The organism is Undibacterium sp. SXout20W, from assembly GCF_049340285.1.
In the GTDB taxonomy this organism is placed as follows: domain Bacteria; phylum Pseudomonadota; class Gammaproteobacteria; order Burkholderiales; family Burkholderiaceae_D; genus Undibacterium.
Window position 1 is genome coordinate 1 of the sequence record NZ_JBMPPH010000101.1, and the last position, 1580, is coordinate 1580.

Consider the following 1580-nt stretch of genomic DNA (forward strand, 5'->3'; position numbering starts at 1 on the left):
GCTGGTCTGGTACGACGCGGGATTGGAAATTGAAGGACGAGGTCTGGCTGAATCCGAAACGAAATCAGGCAGAGGAACTAATGCTAGCAGCATGACTTGACGCGACATCTTTGTTGACAACTACCGCTCATTAATTCACCATCAGATGCATGTCATGCAGCGAGCTTCTCTTGATTGGTTTCTTCATCCAGTCATCCAAATAGTGAACAGGAGAGCGGTAACCTAAAGTCGAATGCGGCCACGATCCGAATGATGGATAACGCCGACTATCGGTCTGCAGAGATACCATGCCATCGTCAGCGTATCGGTCATATTGTCGCTAGTCATGCGTGGTTTTAGCGACTAAACGATCATTTCTCGATTGAATTGATCAAGCACGATTGCGAGTCACAGCCAGCCTTTATCCGTCCACAATTTCTTGTATGCGTTACGTTGAGAAATAGGTAGCTTATCGAGGTTCTGATGAAAATGACGATATCGATAAATAGTTTTTTAAGGAGTGACGATGAGCGCTATTGCTTACTCGAATGCGTGATCGACTGTTTCGCTAATCACATCGGAACGCGCTCGATTTTTAAATTTTTTAAACGCGAGCATAAACTTTCAAATGCTCAATTTGAACAAGGGTGTTTGAACTCATAGCCTTTAAGGGAGTAGAGAAAAGGGACTAAGTCACCGTGTCTGGAAAAATACCATTCGGAGCCTTTTCTCAAGAATACATAAGAATCCGTATATCGTTGCGGAGTAGTAATATCGCCTCATTCTATCTGTACCTGTAATTGGTCGGGAGCGATCAATTTCCAGCAATAGAAAGTTGAGTACACATACCGATCTGTTCCATTGCTTGCTTCCGGAAGTAAACGTAGTTGCTCGCGTGAATCGGGTAGTACATGCTTCAGAGAATCTTTGGAAGAATTTGCTGTCGTTGCCATTAATTCCCTTGCAAATAGAGCAATCGAAGTACTCGCACTTCTAATCTCTTCTACAATTTTTTTCTCATTGTCCTTAACAATAAACGCTTTTTTTATGACTTTGAAAGGCTCTTCTGCAACGAATCCATTACGCTGTGTTTCGGATTGTGCCTCTGCATTATTCATCGCTGTCATTGATACGCCCAAAAAAAATATAGACGCAGCATACACACTAAAAAACTGTTTCATAAAATATCAACTCCGGTAGAAAATTGCTCCCAAATTAAACTCTTCCGAGAGCCGAAAAATGGGCGTATTTTTATTTACTTACTAATTACATCCGAACGCGCTCGATTTTTAAATTTTTTAAACGCTAGAATAAACTTTCAAATGCTCAATTTGAGCAAGGTCGTTTGAACTCATAGCCTTTAAGGGAGTAGCGAAAAGGGCTTAAGTCACCGTGTCTGGAAAAATACCATTCGGAGCCTTTTCTCAAGAATACATAAGAATCCGTATATTGTTGCGGAGTAGTAATATCACCCCATCGGTAGTTGTCAACAAAGATGTCGCGTCAAGTCATGCTGCTAGCATTAGTTCCTCTGCCTGATTTCGTTTCGGATTCAGCCAGACCTCGTCCTTCAATTTCCAATCCCGCGTCGTACCAGACCA

Annotated in this window: 1 protein-coding gene; it reads right to left on the reverse strand. The window is 42.1% G+C overall.

What is annotated here, in order from left to right; translation table 11 throughout:
• Window positions 1–758: 758 nt before the first annotated feature.
• On the reverse strand, window positions 759–1160 hold the full coding sequence (locus ACO0K1_RS20135) for a hypothetical protein (RefSeq protein WP_423028980.1): 402 nt from the start codon (window positions 1158–1160) through the stop codon (window positions 759–761).
• Window positions 1161–1580: the final 420 nt, after the last annotated feature.

Excerpts from the sequence above, each read along its gene's own strand:
- ACO0K1_RS20135 (WP_423028980.1), bottom strand. The coding sequence starts at position 1,160 with ATGAAACAGTTTTTTAGTGTGTATGCTGCGTCTATATTTTTTTTGGGC.